Here is a 15,487-nt window from a genome sequence, read left to right as displayed (position 1 = left end):
CAATCACCAATGAAAAATTTTCATTTGCTATTACTCCAACTAGTCTTTAGGTTTCAAGTTAAACACTTTCGCCTTGAAAATTCTGGTGAAGCCTGCCGCCGAAGACCAGGCTGAAAAGCGATTCGGTCGCCAATTAAATGCCCGCCGCTGACTTGTTCGGAGTTTCCTTAAGCATAAGACCTTCCAGACTCGCAACATGATAAACTTTCCAGCAGTCGAAAATTTCATAGTATGTATATAAAATATTAGCCTACTCAAACCAGCGCAACAGAGCTCCCCATATGCTACCCGCCATAAAACATGCTTGAGACATCCCTCCCAACTAAGCAATAGACTTACAAATAAAACTCTCAAAGCAAGTAGTCAAAAAAAACCGACTGGGAGTGGTAAACCGCATCGCAGGAATTGATGTTGCCTACCATAAAAATAACGATACACTAATTGCATCTATTGTTATAGTTGATGCACACAGCCTAGAAACTATCGAAAGCCATGCATGGGCAGGCATAGCGTCATACCCTTATGTACCTGGTCTTTTTTCGTTTAGAGAACTGCCTTCAATCGTAAGGCTTTTATCAACTATAACCCACCGACCTGATCATTTGCGACGGGCAAGGTATAGCTCACCCTCGTCGGTTTGGCTTGGCATCGCGCTTGGGAGTACTTTATGACATACCCACTATTGGATGCGGATAAAGTCGCTTCATCGGTGAATACGCACCTCCCCTTAATGAAAGGGGATGCCAATCAGGCCTGTTCGACGGCGACGAACTAATCGGGGCCGCGCTCAGGACTCAAAAAAATGTAAAACCTGTGTTCGTTTCAATCGGCCACCGAATCTCCCTTGAAACCGCCTGCCACTGGGTATTGAACGTCACACGCCACTATCGATTACCAGAAACAACTCGACTTGCAGATCGATATGGAAGGCAATTCTACGAACAGAACAAACACCTCATCGCCCCGCCAAACTAACCTTCCGATTGTTTAAATACACATCACATTCGGGTCGAAGCATCTGAAACTGTACGCACCCTTCACGCCACCAGTCAAAGCAACGCTTAGCAGCCACAATTTTCAATACACTCAACTGCTGAAGATTCTTCAAACACTGCAGGAGTTCCGGTGTCCCATTGACACCATCCAACTCCAACTCTCTGATACGCCGCTCATTTTCGCCCAAAAAAATGTAATCAATCACGGCCGTGTCAATACCATCCCCACTGAGTAAAACTCGGCCCGCACACTTAAGAGAGGAGAGCTCCGCTTTATCACATAACACAGGAAACCTTATGCAGCCAATCACTTTCGGCAACCTAGAAAAGTAGTCGCCCAACAAAGTCAACCGCTCCAGCCCTTCCAATGAGAATTTCAATGAAAACATAAAAACATTATTTTGGTGAACCGTCATCGCTTCCAGCCCGCCGCCTTCGAACCACTCATAACTCTGTGGAACATCCTCCCCGATCTCGACAGTACGCAACTGGCCATCTGGAAAGTATGTTACTTCCTCTATCACCCAGCCATATTCATACAAGCGCTCGCTGACACATACATCTCCTCTGAACTCATAGGAAAAGCCATTGTAGACCTTACCTTCCCAATAAAACTGTTCCCCCGTATAGTCTCGTTCCATTTCGATACCATTGCGCACCTCCCCAAGAATAAACTCGCTACGGTAGACATCAACAAAGCGGCCTTCCTCATACATACCGCCCCCCACCACATGACCACTCGAGAGTTCCAACACGCCCCCGGTGTATGGCACTCCCCGAAAAGTCCACAATCCACCCTGGTTGCTTAGCGCATTTTCTTTGATAATCATCAGTGCTTCCTTCCGGTAATCACATCGGCATGCTTCAGTACACCGCTGCAGTTCGAGCACGCCTCGAATTTATCCCCTTGACCCTGCCTAGGTGCCAGCTTGTAAGTGGCCACTTTCACATCATCAATTGATACCTTTGGGTACCGAGTAAGTCCTCGCTGCTGCTCTGGTGGGTGGTCAGGGTGCGGTCGTTGATCACGTCCCCCTCGGTGGTGGTCAGGGTTACGTCACGCCCGGCGATGATGCCCCCGGCGCGGTTGACCAGGTAGCAGTGGTGCTGCAGGAACTGTCGCTGGTGTGCAGCATTTTGCTGCGCGATGGGTGTGATTTGATGGATGTGACGACAAGGCGAATGCAGGAGCAGGTGCTTCAGTAAGCAAAAAAGGGCGGCTTGAAGGTCGCCCTTCTTCTCTTGTGATTGTCGGATACCGATCGACCAAAGGTCTACTGCCGCTTTAAAGTCGGCGGGACTGAAGTCGATCGAAAGTATAGGACTATTTCGCACTTTCTTAGACTACTACGTCCCCCCGGGGCTTCATGAAAAACCTTAAGAAGGGCTGAACGCCTAAACCACCGCTCTTTCTAAAGTAAAAACCCAAAAACAACTCATAAAAAACTCACAACTCATAACGTGGATCCGATTTAATATATGGCCCCACTACCTCATCCCAAGCAGCCTTTCCCTTTAGCTGTCAAGGGCTAGGGTCAAGCATATTAAAGATAAACCCCCTAACAACTCTGACAACCAAATTAAAATCAGACCGACTCAACTCATCAAAAGAATAGTACCTTAAGAAAAGTCCTTCCTCACTCTTAACTTGAGAGTGCACACCAAAATATTCCGGCAATAGTGCAGCATCCAAAAGTTCACCAAACGCATCCCATGCAGAGCCATTAACAACCCCACCAAGATATCGATACCCCTCAGGCCTAGGCATATTTTTAGATACCCAAACAGCCCCACCCATAACTACCTCACAACAATAAATCTTGACTACTGCCCAGCAGACAAAGCCTTAATATAGTCTAGAAAAACCCTCTGACTACTATCATTAAGAACTCTAAAGTCGACCGGCACAATATCCGCCTTTTCTAGATGACCAATAATATTAACCTTTTCTCTGCCGGACACCATATTTTTCTCAAAAACCTTATTTATCCCCTCAACCTCTTTAACACTCAAATGACCGGTCGGCAGGTTGTCGAGGCTGGCGGCCGCCGTGGCCAGGGTGCTGCGGCTTTCAATCAGGCCCTTGCGGTTGTTCAGGGCGCCACTGAGTTCCAGGTCGATCTGCCGGGCGCTGATCTGGCCACCGCGCTCGCCACTGCTGTCTAAGTCTACGACCAATCACCAACGCACTATCCTCAATAACAACATAATTATATATTCCTGCACCCTGGGCCAGCTTCGTGTCTACGATAAGTGTTGCCCACCCTTTTGGATGACCTGGAAACTGGTTTGAAAGGCTCGGAGCTTGTTGGTCTTTTGCAGAGACTAGTGCTCCTTTTGTAGGAAGCTGATCAAACACCGTATTCGGCGCCTTATTCGTCAGATCAGGCTCTTTCGAGTTTCTCCTAATACGCTCAAAAACCGCCTTTTCTGCATTAACCAAGGCCCCCGTTTCTTGACCATTTCCTTTTGCTGCGGAGGCTCGGGCGGTAGGGAGTTACAACGATAGATAGGAGTAAGATCCATGACGACTCTCAATCGATACATGCCTGTTACAGGCCGTAACTGCAATATTCCCTCACTGCTGATCGATACCCAAGCCCCCATTGACGTCCTGCACGATGCAGCGGCGTATCGCACTCGTGCCGTGACTCAGCTGCTGGAGAACTTCGCAACTTCTGATGAAGCGCCAAAGGCGCAGTGGTGCTGCAGGAATTGTCGCTGGCGTGAAGCATTTTGCTGCGCGATGGGTGTGACTTGATGGATGTGACGACGAGGCGGATGCAGGAGCAAGTGCTCCAGTAAGCCAAAAAGGTAGCTTGATCAGGCTGTGTGAAAACGCAGCCTGTTGAAAATTCACATAAACAGAAAGGGGTGGTATAAAACCGCCCGGCTTCAACCTTGATATCTAACTAAAAGCGCAGTATCCGTCCAGATCAAAAAAACACATTCCGCAAAAGTCAGCAACCACTTTCACAATCTAACAGAAAGATACTCCTCACTCTCCAAAAGAGTATAAACGTCTTTCTTGCAATCAAAATACACCTGAGCATCATCATATATCACTCGCCCTCCGAACGCTTTTCCTATCGCACAAGCAACAGCCACTGAAAACAACATATTATGTTTCGAGCCCCTTGTAACCTGAGCAACAATAGGCAAATCCATTTCTGAGATCTCTCTCAAATCCTCAGCCACTTCCATAAAACTAATCCAACAAAGAGGCTTCTGCTCTTGATCATGCACAAAGACAAAACTATTAATTAGCTCCCCCCCTCCGCCAAGACTCACACCAACCCTTAGCTGACCTGCCGATATAAAAAAACCGGAAAGAAAGTTAAACAGCCCGCCCAAGATACTCTTAAAATCAGGAACCACCCTGATCGGAACAAACAAACCAGCCGACATCATTCCCACCATTTATATTGAAAAACTCGACCAGAAGATATATTCATCCAGCCATCCTGAGTCTTATATAAATATTACTCACCGCCCCCTCACCAACAACATTTGAGACTGCCCCCCGACTTAAAGTGACTTAACATTTTCTCCATGGACACTCCTGCACTAGCTGCATCAATATACAAGCCCCCCTTATACCCAGCTTTAACCATATCCTCAGCACCACTAAGAATATTTCTTCTAACCGAATCTATACTAGCCTCTTTGATTGTCTTAAGTTGAACAGAAACACCATCAAGCCAGCCATCAATGCCCGCAAAGCTAGGTGTATCGCCCCCCTTAAACTCACCACCTCTAAATGAAACGATATCAGACACCTGTTTAAACTCGTGCTCCTCTAAAGCCCCCTAACTACAGACCCTTTCTTTGCTGAAGTTAATGCCAACGTAAAGTTAGCATCATTAGCCGCTGACCTATCAATACTTACAACCTTAGTTTCCCCTGAGACTAGATTTTTCGCGGTCTCTTTTGCCGCAGTTATTCGCGTCTAATATAAACTGGAATCACACTATCACCAGAAAAGTCCATCCTGCCACCACCAACCTCAATACTATATTTTACTGGAAATGCCTTAATCCCCATTATGAGCGAGTCAAACTCCGTGATTACATCATCTATCTCGCCAGTATCCTCAATCAAATCCTGCTCCAAGAAAAACCTGACATCCAACCCTTGCGAAAAGTCAATTAAAACAGCTCTAAAGTTAGAAGAGATCGCCCCTAACAAAGCTTGCATCAATGCGATAATTATTTGATTCCTAATAACCATACTCATATCATTCCACCAATTTAGGATTCGGGCTTGTAGGAACAATGCTTGGGCTTTTCGTTCCTTTGATTACGAAAACATTTGTCGGCTGGCTGCTTATCCCCGCGCCAATATTTACATTCGTTCCAGTGACTCCATCAACTCGAACTACAGGAAAACCCTGGGCATTTTTACCTAAAATAACTGCATTACCAGAGCGGTAAGCATCTAAAACTTTCTGCGCATCAGCGGCATTGCTCAAATACCCCCCTTTACCTCGCTCAGCCAGTTGAGGGGTTCCCTCTAGATGTCTTAACTGTTTCTGGCGACTAATTTCCGCAGAAACTTCAGGGAAATCTTTAGGTGTAAATGTTCCTTTTGCCGCTACACTTAAAAATACTAAACCAAAAAACGATAAGAAGAATTAATTATTAATATGCTTATTAAAATACAACCAACAAATACCACCGTCGCGCTTACGTAGGTATATTTTCCAGTAACTCATTAACTTTATCAGTATCTTCCGGATGAAATTTTAGATACCTTTCACAGGCGAGCCTGACGTAGTGATAACAGGTTTCCTCATTAACTGTGACGATATCATCTTCCGTTGGAGGATAGCCAACAGCAAACTGAACTCCTTCGAAATGTTCCTCCTTCTCACAACTACTCATGTCTGGAAAAAAACAATATACACCATCAAGCATAAATGACTCTTTTTGAATAATATTTTCTGTGGCATCTAAAAATCTATCATCAGAGTGCATAATATTAAAATAACCTACTACAATCTCATTCAGCCCAGAACAAACATCTGACATATCAAATAAATTCTCACTCATATGTATTTTATTAATCCTCCGTTATTAGTTGGGATGAAAATTTCTTACTACACCAGTCGTTTTATCGACATATACTCTAAAACTAACACCACCAGCAGCAACGTTAGTAACTCCATTAGGAGTTGCCATAGCCGTTTTATAACCACTAGCGGCGGCTTGTTGACCTAATTCTAATATTTTCTGATCTGTAAAAATCTTAGGATCATAAATTGTCTTTTCAAATGGCTTCGAACCATTACCTTTATAACCTCCAGTAAAATTCCCTGATGCATCTTTAGCAGGTACTTTGTACTCAACATGAGTAATTCCCTTAACACCTGTAGGTGTTTCACTTACAATATTTATACCTTTGTCTTTTACTAAACTATAAGTCGAGCACCTTACCCCGGCCTGAATCCACCACGGTCCCCAGCACCTCCATTCGTTGATCAGGATCTGTCGCACGACGGACCGAGAACTCTACTGGAAATGTATAGCCTGATGCTTTCATGATGACTTTGGCGTGCTGCGCATCGACCGCTACCGTACTTTGGTGTAGCTGGATGCCGTCGTTCAGAAAGCTGGGAGAAGAGTCTCTGACGTTGGAATGGCAGCCGGGTAATGTGAGCATCAGGATCAGCAGCGATAGTGAGGTTCTGCTCACGCATGAATGTCCTTTAAAAAACCTGCATAGTTGCCAATAGATAAAACTGGAACCATCGAGCCAGAGAAAATGAAGTAGTTTTTAATAACCAAGGACTAAAATCTTGAGTATCCCACTAGCAGCACAATAATAAGACCTGCCACTAAAGCAGGTGAAATCGAATATTTAGGGTATCTGACTCACCGCAGTAGTGGCACGCCAATCGCGATGAGCTTTGGCAGAACCTGACTTGACTATGATGGTGAATGCTACCAAGACGTACAACCCTATTGGACTAGCAATCAAGCGAAGACACCAAGCGCCACACCTCCCATAGACAAAAGCCCTACCCCCATAGCACCCACTTTATACGCCCCATATAGAGCCCCTGCCTGCCCCATACAAGACATCACGAACGCTTGCAACGGACTCTTATGGGCACTCATGGGTTTTCCCTATCTACCTACTTACGCCTCAACACACTACTGACGGAGCCGACTAACACACTTGACCGAGCAGATTTTCAAGAAATGCCCTCACTCCGTCAAACACCGTAATTCAGCAAAACTATCCAAGAATAGGGTCCCACAGCACACGTTTAGCATATGCCCGGGCCTCATCCTCAGAATCAAGATCCATGACTTCATACTCGTCATTCAACAGCATTTCCTTCCAGGAAACAGATTCATCCTCAAAAGCCTCGAGCAACTCTTTTTTAAGTTCCCCTCTCTTACCTGCGTTATCAACCGCCTCCTTATAAAGGTCAATCGCCATGGCCTCTGAAAAGCCAAAATCAGCAGAAAAAACCGTCTTCAGAAAATAACTTAAATTTACATACTTCATAGCACCACCTATGGTTTAGGCGCAGGAAAAATAGAAATGGTTTCCCATACGTTGTTTTTAGGGTTCAGCATATAAACTCCCTCAACACTTCTCAAGTTACCCACACTTTCCTGAGCCCCGAAAGTATCTTTGTTCTTTACAAGGTTGCCTTGTAGTGGTCAACTAATCCCGGACACTGCGTTAAGTTTTTCCTCGGCCACGGCGGGCGCCAGCCCGCTGTTGAATTGATGTGGCCGTTGCCAATTGTACCTCTGCATCAAAAAACGACCGATATCCTGCTGTGCCAGCGATGCGCTCATGTAGCCCACGCTCGGTATCCATTCCGTTTTCAGACTGCGAAACAACCGTTCCATCGGTGCGTTGTCGTAGCAGTTTCCACGCCGACTCATGCTTTGTGTGAAGCGATAACGCCACAGTCGTTGGCGAAAGCTTCGGCTGTCGTATTGGCTTCCTTGGTCGCTGTGAAACAGTACATTCTGTGGGCGACTACGCTGTTCATAAGCCATATCCAAAGCCTTGATTACCAGGTCGGTATCGGGTTTCGATGAAAACGCCCAGCCCACTACGCGGCGGGTGAAAAGGTCGATCCGCCACATAGTGCCAGCGACCTTCAGCCCAGACATAAGTGATATCACCGCACCAGACTTCATTTGGCGCAGACACGGTGAACTTCCGATCCAGCACGTTCGGGATATCTGGCCGCTCCACTGTCGCCTTTTTATAGGCATGTGAGCCGGGCTGCTTGCTGACCAGTTTCATCTCGCTCATCAGCTTGCGTACCTTGAATCGCCCAATTTTTATGCCGTTCTCTCGCATCATGCACATGATGCTTCGGCTGCCCGCCGCACTGCGGCTTTGGGTGAACAGCTCGTTCACGCGGCTGCGCAAGATCAGCCGCTCAACGTTCGGAGATCGACGCTTGCGGTAGTGCGCGTAATAGCAAGATCGGGTGACTTCAAATACCGAGCACAACAGATCAACAGGTTCTTCAGAGCGAAGCTGATCAATTAACGCGAACGCTCGTGTTCCTCGGCCATCAAGAGCGCGGTGGCCTTTTTTAGGATCGATTTTTCCCGTTCCAGCCGATTGATCCGGGCTTCCAGTTCCTGGATTTTTTGCTGCTCGGGCGTCAACGCTTTGCTTTGCGGAGTCACTCCATTGCGCTCTTGCTGAAGCTGGTTAACCCAGCGACGCAGCGCAGACTCGACAACTCCAAGTGAACGACAGGCTTCGATGTAGCTATAGCCTTGATCAAGTACGAGGCCTGCGGCCTCTCGTTTGAATTCAGCGGAAAAGGAACGACGTTGCTTGGTCATCAGACACCTCTATCTGGCGAGCATTCTCGCCTAAATGGGTGTCCGGTTTCATTAGACCACTACACCTTGACCAGATAACGGCCCTCCACATTGCTTAACACCTTCAAGCTGTTGCGAGCCATCATCACGCCAACTTCAACTTCTTGCTTGAGGTAGATAACCTCGCCAGCCTTAATGGTCACAGGCATGTCTGCCCAGTTTTCAGCCTTGGAGCGAATGACGTGCTGACGCCAAAACTCATTGAAACTTCCACCAAACAGCAAAACAAACAACAACCTCATACTACTAAACGAACCACTAATGCTTTTTACAAATTCAACAACTGCATTTTTAATTCCCGCCTCAACCTCATCTAACAATTCAAAACCTTGGCAAAAAATAAAACTTAAAAACCGGACAAGACCTAACGGCGCGGAGATAGCGATCACATTTTCAATATACTACAGATCAGTGCCATTCCAGTGTGCAACGCTCCAATGAAACCGGATACTCATTGAGGCGAGAACACTCACTAGATAGAGTTTTTTGAACTCCGGACTTCCGCGAAGATTCCATTTAGAATGACAGAACACCTAAACCTATCTTTTCCTCTCAAGTAAAACCCCGCTTTCAACTCTCAACACCCTTGAGTCATCGCCCTCTTCAAAATCCACATAAAAAAGCCCTTCAATTTCTACATTCGCCTTAGCAACCTCATCTAAAACAAATTTAAAGAAATCATATGCCCGCGAATTTATCACCCCCCCATAAAATACAAAAGCCACCCAATTAATTGGAATCTCAGGAAATACCCACCCACTCCAATATAAATCTGCGGCATCACTTTCTAATCCATGTTTACCGAAAGAAGCCCAAGATCCGGCCGCAAGATTTTTTATAGTTGGCACATCCTTAAAGTCACACTCAATCCATCCTCTAACTGAAACGTAACTAGACATCACCCCCCCAATCCAACCTTAACGACACCACCTTTATCCTCAATACACATCCTAACTTTGGAACAAACACCATGCTTAAACCAAAACTCGGTTCTTTTACCCTGCTCCACCGCGATTTCTATAGTAACTTTAATCTGATTACGAGTTGCCTTATTAAGGAAATTATCTGACCTTTCAATAGCCGAACATGTTCTTTTCACCTGTATCAACGCAGCGCCTGTAACAACATCAACCTCTCCACCATTAATAATCTGAGACACTCCTCCAACTCGACCTCTAACAAGGCCCTCATAGTGAACATCTAAAGCCTCACGATATTTTCCTTTTGAGTACAGCCCCCCTTACATTATCCGACATTTTAACGGAAGAACATTCAAGTACCGCCTCTCCTTTTCCGACATCTAATCAACCGAAAATGATGAAAAGTAAAATGACAACTTATTATCTTCTAGATCGATCAATTGATAACGCATCCTGTCAAAACCCGAATCTAGCTTACTCACGCTCATATGCATCAGCTGAGTCAATCCGCCGCCAATATCACGGGACGTAAAATCACTGATATCAATAAATCTGATACGCACCACATCAGTCCCTGCCTTTTCAGAGACCGAGATTGATAGAGATAAATCGTAGCCTCCCCCATCTTCATTCGACTGAATACTAATGGCGTACAAGCAATTGTGAGCAACAAGCAACTCATTCAACTGCAGAACTTTAATCATGATTTACCCTCGTTTCTTTACCATTGGCTCCATAGCCAGGACCATATTCGTAGGTATGCGTGTGCGGATCGGAATGATATTCCGCAGGCTTTCCTTTGTCTCCATATCCATGATTCGTATAATCCGTTCTCTTAACCTGTCGACCATACTGATCGTACTCGACCACAGATTTTTCAAGCTTCCCAGTCGCTGGGTTATACCTCTCTGGTGTCGTACTCTTTGTGCCAGGCGTCGTCTGATGCGGCTTCTTCCCAGTAAACACCTCGTCTGGAAACGTTCCTTCCTTTGCCGTAGTTCCTTTTGCAGCTACAGAGGAGCTGAATCATGGCTAAGGCCGATCATAGGGCAGCCCTACCCAAAACTGAACGTTTCGCCACCATCGCCGCTGATTTCTATCCGCCACTGGGCGATGCCGAAAATTCGCAACACTGCCTCGTTCCCTGGCTTCGACTGCATGGACACTGGCTGCAACAAGCGGGATTTGAGGTCAATCAGAAGATTAGAATTGAGATTAGTAAGAATAGGTTGGTGATTACGGCAGAGTGATAGATATCCCCGGCACTGCCGGGGATATTAAAAGTGTCAGTTCCTAATCCGTTTTTTACAGTTCACTATGGCTCGTAACCCTCAAACTCCCAAAGTCCTAGCCGTGAAACTTCCCTTGCAACTTCTTTCCAATTTTCACCAGCACAACCCAGTAAAAACCTTCTTATAGATTCATTAATTTTTTTATAATTATATTCACGAACAATCAAATAATGACTTCCAATAAGAACCACATCTTGCGCGCAATTTTCTTCAATCCATTTTGGAGTACAAACTTCTATATCAAATGACTCTTCCCCGTCCTCACCCACTGGACCAATCATCGCTTGAAGGAGAAAACTAAAGTTTGTTGGTGATTCCGGCTTGTAATTTTCCAGATCGTAAATGTCTGGGCTATGAAGCCGTTTTAATTCTGCCTTCATAGTCTAATCCGTTATATTCAGATGGCCATTTGATTGCCATCTCTTTGATTCTTGACCAGGGAGTCTTTGCTCAAAGTTAGCTTGAGCCTTCTCCTGATTGGGCTTGTAAGTTGGTGGCCTATATTGCTTTAAACCGTCACTACTGACTAAGGTTTTCCCATCACTAGCAACCTTATACCCATCTCCTACCCATGCTTTTCCCAAAGCATCAGCTTGCTCTCTTGTACCAGTACCAATATTAAAATTACCTTTACCTTTACCTTGTGAGGCATCTCTGATGCTGGCCGCTTAGCTTAGCCCAATCATCTGCTCCTGCTTTTGCATTCTGCAAATCAAGCACCGTATTCGGCGCCTTGCCCGTCAGATCAGGCCCTTTCGCATTGCTCCCAATACGATCCAAAGCAGATTTTTCAGCATTGACCAATACCTCTGCTTCCTTAGCAGTTCCTTTTGCAGCTAATCAGATTTTATGCCCACTTTAAATTTACACCACAATGGAAATTCGCCAGAAAACACAAAAAAATCATCAACGTATTGCAAACCCAGCACTTCTAAGCGCCGAGTAAGCTCATCCGCCGCCTCTCCTCCAAAGCAGGGCCCAAAGGAAACCACATCGGCATTTATATCAAGCGGCGCATCAAACTCAAGCAGTGCTGACAACCTATCAATATCTATAAATCTAGACATCAATTCTTGCCGACGAATAACGATCCCATATTCAACAACATTAATAAAACTCATGGCATCACTCCTGGAATTTTTATGCTATCCGGCACATTAATCTTAACGTTATAAATAGGTGAACTCTGATTTGGCTGAAAAATCTGCCCCCACTCCGGCTTCCCGCCCTGCTTTATAGCCTTTTCTGGAACAGCAAAGTCTATACGAATAGGACCAGTCCCGCCTGGCTGAGCCGCACCTGGGGTTGTTACGTAAACACGTCCACCAGCTCCAACGCCATTGGGAATAGCCGTCCCTCCATTTTGCATCCAATAAGGAACCTCATCAGGGGAAACCCAGCGAGATACTGGTGTATATCCAGGGGGCAATGGGCCCTCTGCTGCACCTGGACCACGAGGCGTGATAACTCTGTAATTTGGCCCAAGATCACTAATTAGTGTCGCTGGCTGAGGTGAACTAGGAAGTGCTGCTTTTGAAGCCTGCCCCGCTGCGACTCCCCCTCGTGCACCTCCCGAAAGGATCTTACCTAACGCCGCAGCCAGCCCGATGCCGCTGAGTTCACCGGCCATAAACATAGCCCAAGCCTTGGTGAATTCAGTAGCAGGTTGGACACCATCGAAACCAAGCCCTCGGGCCTGATCCACGAGAGCTTCACTTATCTGCTCAGCAGTAGCCCCCCGATTCCGCATATCTTCTGCGAGCGTGCTCGCCGCTTGCCCATACTGAGTCAGGCCCGGGGGAAGATGCTCCACGAAGTTGTATTGAGTAGCATTCTGCGCAACCCAGGCCCCCTTCTCGATCTTGGCTGTATCACTATCCTTCTGAGCCGCCGCCGCTAGCACACCCACAATTTGTGAGCTCATGATTAGCAGGTCTTTATTGCCATTTACCAAACCATTCAAATGGCCAACCAACGCTTCGTTGGCACCCGCAGCCAAGGCCCCAGTCTTGAAGTCACCACCGGTCGCTTGCGACAACAATCCCCCCACCATTGCATGAATAGCAATTTTCGGTAGAGAGCCATTGTCAAACACCTCCTTGGTGTAATCTCCCACGACATTGAAACTGGCCGCAGCCAAGGTATTGAACAAAGCACTTTTCAGAGCATCACTTGCACTGCCACCTTGCCCCAGAGCCTTGCTCAACAGCATGGAAGTGCCGCTCTGCAGTGTTTGGCTCGCAGCAAATTGCCCAACACCTGTCCAAGTGCTGAGGTTCGGCCCAATAACCTGATTCGTTACTGGGTTGGTGTAAGTGCCTGTCCACTCATTGAAATAACCAGATGTAAGCCCCGCAGTAACACCTGAGATCACATACCCTTTCATGGCGCTGGAAGAGGTCACATCCTTAAATACGGCCCCCAGGTTTCCGCCATTGTTGATAAAGCTAACGGTTGCATTAGTCGCCGCACCTGTAGCGATAGCTCCCGCACTCGACACCAACACTCCAGCAGTTCCCGAACTCATGGTCCCCGCAGCAACTGCTCCGCCGGTGGCGGTCCCCATAGCTCCCATTGCCATAGGCCCAACCACTGCAGCCATCACAATCGCAATGATGATCTGCGAAGCCGGCCCCAGCCCGGAATTGCTGTACTTGTAGGAGTCGTGGATCTCCTTCACCGCCCGCCAGTCAACATCACCGCGTTGCTCGGCTTCCTTGAGCCAAGCCAGTTGCGGGTCGGCCTTGACCATGGCGTCGATGCTCTGGCTGACGGTTTGCTGGTTGACCTGCCTCACATCGATCTTCAGGCCATCAACGGCTTTGATCACGATGTTGCCGGCCGCCACCATCTGGGTCTGGCGCAGGGTTTCGTCGGTATTGCCCTTGCCTTTGGAAGACACCCAGAAGGAGTTGTTATTGGTCTTTTCGTGACTCTCCTGATGCAGGTCCTTCACCCCTTCGAAGGTGATGGCGCCGCCGCTGTCCAGGGTGATGTCCTTGCCGCTTTGCAACTTGGCGACCTGATACTTCTGGTCGCCATCGCTCTTGAGCGTCAGGTTGCCACCGGCAGTGATTTCGCTGCCGATATGGGTGGTGCGGGTGACTTCATCACGCTGGGTCTGCAGGTTGCCAAAGCCCCCCTTCTTCTTCATGTCATACAGCGAATGCTCACTGTCCTGCTCCGCCAGCAGGTTCAGTTCGCCACCGGCCACCAGATAGGCTTCATCCCCAGCCTTGACCTTGCTGGAAATCAGGGTCATGTCCTGGCCGGACTTGAGCGTCACATCGCCGCCCGCCGTCACCGTGGTGGCTTGCTGGTGGACGCGATCCTCTTCGCTCTTGGTGGTGCCGGTCTTGCTGGCCCAGTGCTGTTCGTTCGCCGCCGAGGCCAGGGTCAGGTTGTCCTTGGCGGTCATCGAGACGTCGCCCTTGGCGTCGATCTGGCTGGCGACGGCGGTGACGTTGCCTCCGGCCTCAATGCTCAGGTTGCCGCCGCTCTCCAGGGTGGCGCCGTGCTGGGTTTTGCTCTGGTCGAGGTTGCCGATACCACGGTCATTGCTGACCACTTGCTCGACCGCATTGAGAGTGACGTCGCGACCGGCCTTGATGGTGGTGTTGCCGCCGCTGTGCAGCACGCTGCCGTTGTTGTCGAAGTCCCGTTCGGCGTCGATGCTCAGGCTGTTGCCGGCCTCGATGCGGGCGGCGCTGTCGAGGAAGTCGCGGCGCTGCTCGCGGACGTAGTCTTCGCTGCTGCTCTGGTGGGTGGTCAGGGTGCGGTCGTTGATCACGTCCCCCTCTTTGGTGGTCAGGGTTACGTCACGCCCGGCGATGATGCCGCCGGCGCGGTTGACCAGGTAGTTGCCCGCCAGCAGGTCCAAGCCCTTGCCCGCCTCCGCCAACCCACTATTGACTAGGTTCTCCCCTGCCACCGCCGACAGATCATTGGCTGCGCGCAAGGTGCCAACGTTGTTCAGATCCTTGCCGGCAATCAGGCTCACGTCCTTGCCCGCGATCAGGGAGCCGTTGGGCGCCAATCGGTTGTTCGAGTGCGCCAGGTACAGCACCGGCACCAGCACCTGTTCGCCATTCACTTCATGGCTTTCCAGCCAGACGATGTCGTGGGTCAGGGCGGCGATCTGTTCGGCGGTCAGGGTGATGCCCACCGACAGGTCAAGCGGTTGCTTGCTCTGGAGGGCGTTGTCCATCAGGTGCTTGAAGAGTGTTTCGTTGCTGGCCTGGCCGTCGATAAAGCGCTGGCCGGTGCGGGCCACCATGGCTTGCTGGATCAGTTTCTGTTCGTAAAAACCGTCCCCCAGGCGTTTGGCACTTTGGTCCGGGTTGTAGCCGAGCTTGGACAGCAGGTAGTCCGAGCTCATGAACTGCTTGAGCTGTCAGCAAGATGTTTCC

17 protein-coding genes and 5 pseudogenes are annotated in these 15,487 nt (G+C 48.2%); 3 read left to right on the top strand and 19 right to left on the bottom strand.

The genetic code is table 11. From position 1 onward, the window contains the following. The first annotated feature begins 329 nt into the window (after nt 1-329). Nucleotides 330-975 (top strand): annotated as a pseudogene (locus GV818_RS35065) (endonuclease V). On the opposite strand, the gene GV818_RS19970 reads toward GV818_RS35065, so the two are convergent. From GV818_RS19970 to GV818_RS19960, 3 genes are all read right to left on the bottom strand, one after another. Continuing rightward, on the bottom strand, nt 956-1,825 hold the full coding sequence (locus tag GV818_RS19970) for a hypothetical protein (RefSeq protein ID WP_161777318.1): 870 nt from the start codon (nt 1,823-1,825) through the stop codon (nt 956-958). The pseudogene GV818_RS35065 and the gene GV818_RS19970 overlap by 20 nt on opposite strands. 115 nt (nt 1,826-1,940) lie before the next feature. Continuing rightward, complete coding sequence (locus GV818_RS19965; protein ID WP_161777317.1) at nt 1,941-2,330, bottom strand: hypothetical protein; 390 nt, start codon at nt 2,328-2,330, stop codon at nt 1,941-1,943. A 489-nt stretch (nt 2,331-2,819) separates the two neighbouring features. Beyond that, nucleotides 2,820-3,173, bottom strand: a complete 354-nt coding sequence (locus GV818_RS19960) for a hypothetical protein (protein WP_161777316.1) — start codon at nt 3,171-3,173, stop codon at nt 2,820-2,822. Between the two features lie 346 nt (nt 3,174-3,519). Between GV818_RS19960 and GV818_RS19955 the strand changes: the two are divergent. Continuing rightward, a pseudogene (locus tag GV818_RS19955) lies at nt 3,520-3,800 on the top strand (hypothetical protein). A gap of 168 nt (nt 3,801-3,968) precedes the next feature. On the opposite strand, the gene GV818_RS19950 reads toward GV818_RS19955, so the two are convergent. From GV818_RS19950 to GV818_RS19895, 13 genes and pseudogenes are all read right to left on the bottom strand, one after another. Further along, on the bottom strand, nt 3,969-4,403 hold the full coding sequence (locus tag GV818_RS19950; RefSeq protein ID WP_161758086.1) for a hypothetical protein: 435 nt from the start codon (nt 4,401-4,403) through the stop codon (nt 3,969-3,971). Between the two features lie 89 nt (nt 4,404-4,492). Next, on the bottom strand, nt 4,493-4,774 hold the full coding sequence (locus GV818_RS19945; protein WP_161777315.1) for a hypothetical protein: 282 nt from the start codon (nt 4,772-4,774) through the stop codon (nt 4,493-4,495). A 160-nt stretch (nt 4,775-4,934) separates the two neighbouring features. Continuing rightward, on the bottom strand, nt 4,935-5,231 hold the full coding sequence (locus GV818_RS19940; RefSeq protein WP_256679493.1) for a hypothetical protein: 297 nt from the start codon (nt 5,229-5,231) through the stop codon (nt 4,935-4,937). Between the two features lies 1 nt (nt 5,232). Beyond that, nucleotides 5,233-5,538, bottom strand: a complete 306-nt coding sequence (locus GV818_RS19935; protein ID WP_161777323.1) for a polymorphic toxin type 50 domain-containing protein — start codon at nt 5,536-5,538, stop codon at nt 5,233-5,235. A 142-nt stretch (nt 5,539-5,680) separates the two neighbouring features. Then, complete coding sequence (cdiI, locus tag GV818_RS19930) at nt 5,681-6,046, bottom strand: ribonuclease toxin immunity protein CdiI (protein WP_161777314.1); 366 nt, start codon at nt 6,044-6,046, stop codon at nt 5,681-5,683. Nucleotides 6,047-6,070: 24 nt separating this feature from the next. Then, nucleotides 6,071-6,490, bottom strand: coding sequence for a CdiA family toxin C-terminal domain-containing protein (locus tag GV818_RS19925; RefSeq protein WP_161777313.1), 420 nt, complete (start codon nt 6,488-6,490; stop codon nt 6,071-6,073). Beyond that, nucleotides 6,423-6,656 (bottom strand): annotated as a pseudogene (locus GV818_RS34515) (hypothetical protein); the annotation flags it as partial. The pseudogene GV818_RS34515 and the gene GV818_RS19925, both read right to left, overlap by 68 nt. Nucleotides 6,657-7,235: 579 nt before the next feature. Further along, entirely contained in the window at nt 7,236-7,511 is a 276-nt protein-coding gene (locus GV818_RS19920) for a hypothetical protein (RefSeq protein ID WP_161777312.1), read from the bottom strand. A gap of 158 nt (nt 7,512-7,669) precedes the next feature. Further along, nucleotides 7,670-8,827 (bottom strand): annotated as a pseudogene (locus tag GV818_RS19915) (IS3 family transposase). A 59-nt stretch (nt 8,828-8,886) separates the two neighbouring features. Next, complete coding sequence (locus GV818_RS19910; RefSeq protein ID WP_161777311.1) at nt 8,887-9,255, bottom strand: hypothetical protein; 369 nt, start codon at nt 9,253-9,255, stop codon at nt 8,887-8,889. Between the two features lie 150 nt (nt 9,256-9,405). Next, nucleotides 9,406-9,765 carry a hypothetical protein gene (locus tag GV818_RS19905; protein ID WP_161777310.1) on the bottom strand — a complete coding sequence of 120 codons (360 nt, stop codon included), beginning with the start codon at nt 9,763-9,765 and terminating at the stop codon, nt 9,406-9,408. After that, on the bottom strand, nt 9,765-10,100 hold the full coding sequence (locus tag GV818_RS19900; RefSeq protein ID WP_161777322.1) for a restriction endonuclease fold toxin: 336 nt from the start codon (nt 10,098-10,100) through the stop codon (nt 9,765-9,767). Before GV818_RS19900 ends, GV818_RS19905 begins: the two co-directional genes overlap by 1 nt. 66 nt (nt 10,101-10,166) lie before the next feature. Then, nucleotides 10,167-10,490, bottom strand: coding sequence for a hypothetical protein (locus GV818_RS19895; RefSeq protein WP_256679492.1), 324 nt, complete (start codon nt 10,488-10,490; stop codon nt 10,167-10,169). A gap of 324 nt (nt 10,491-10,814) precedes the next feature. Between GV818_RS19895 and GV818_RS19890 the strand changes: the two genes are divergently transcribed. Then, nucleotides 10,815-11,036, top strand: a complete 222-nt coding sequence (locus tag GV818_RS19890) for a SymE family type I addiction module toxin (protein ID WP_161777309.1) — start codon at nt 10,815-10,817, stop codon at nt 11,034-11,036. A 65-nt stretch (nt 11,037-11,101) separates the two neighbouring features. Here the strand turns inward: GV818_RS19890 and GV818_RS19885 are convergent, their stop codons facing one another. The 3 genes and pseudogenes from GV818_RS19885 to GV818_RS19875 all read right to left on the bottom strand — a co-directional run. Next, entirely contained in the window at nt 11,102-11,458 is a 357-nt protein-coding gene (locus GV818_RS19885) for an immunity 8 family protein (protein WP_161777308.1), read from the bottom strand. Between the two features lie 456 nt (nt 11,459-11,914). Then, nucleotides 11,915-12,199, bottom strand: a complete 285-nt coding sequence (locus tag GV818_RS19880) for a hypothetical protein (protein ID WP_161777307.1) — start codon at nt 12,197-12,199, stop codon at nt 11,915-11,917. Continuing rightward, nucleotides 12,196-15,468, bottom strand: a pseudogene (locus tag GV818_RS19875) (DUF637 domain-containing protein); the annotation flags it as partial. The gene GV818_RS19880 and the pseudogene GV818_RS19875, both read right to left, overlap by 4 nt. Nucleotides 15,469-15,487 lie beyond the last annotated feature (19 nt).

The organism is Pseudomonas sp. Fl4BN1 (genome assembly GCF_009908285.1).
Classification (GTDB): Bacteria; Pseudomonadota; Gammaproteobacteria; order Pseudomonadales; family Pseudomonadaceae; genus Aquipseudomonas.
Note: the sequence above shows the minus strand (reverse complement) of the source record. Positions and strands in the feature narration are given on the sequence as shown.